Genomic DNA, 574 nt, shown 5'->3' with positions numbered 1-574 from the left:
ACTGGTCTCAGGTGCGCCCGTTTTGTTTGATGCTCCGGCAGGAGCGGCCGATCAGCGCGCCGCCACGTCCGGATTGAGCAGGTTGGGCGGACGCTGGCCCGACAGCGCCGCGATCAGGTTGTCAGCTGCACAGTTGGCCATGGCCAGGCGCGTGGGCGTGGAGGCGCTGGCGATATGCGGCGTCAGCACGACGTTGCCCAGGTCGAGGAATTCCGGCTTGAACGACGGTTCATTCTCGAACACATCCACCCCGGCGGCAGCGATACGGCCTTCACGCAGGGCGGCGATCAGCGCTGCATCATCGACGATGCCGCCGCGCGCGATGTTGGTGAGCGTGGCGGTCGGCTTCATCAGCGCCAGCTCGGGGGCGGCGATGGTGTGGTGCGTGTCCTTCGAGTATGGCAGCACCAGCACGACGTGGTCGGCCTGTTGCAGCAGCTCTTCCTTGCTGACGTAGCGGGCGTTGTTGGCGCGCGCTTCCAGCTCGGGTGCCAGGCGCGAACGGTTGTGGTACAGCACCTGCATGTCGAAGCCCAGCGAACGGCGGGCGATGGCCTGGCCGATGCGGCCCATG

Annotated in this window: 1 protein-coding gene; it reads right to left on the bottom strand. The window is 66.9% G+C overall.

Annotation, left to right across the window (positions count from 1 at the left end):
* Positions 1 to 51 precede the first annotated feature (51 nt).
* A partial coding sequence (locus tag B3873_RS11740) for an NAD(P)-dependent oxidoreductase (RefSeq protein WP_286866190.1) occupies positions 52 to 574 on the bottom strand: 523 nt, incomplete at its 5' end.

Origin of the sequence: Herbaspirillum sp. UBA812 (assembly GCF_002296545.1) — a bacterium.
Classification (GTDB): domain Bacteria; phylum Pseudomonadota; class Gammaproteobacteria; order Burkholderiales; family Burkholderiaceae_D; genus Herbaspirillum; species Herbaspirillum huttiense.
The sequence above is the reverse complement of the archived record's forward strand: the minus strand, read 5'-3'. Positions and strand labels throughout refer to the sequence as shown.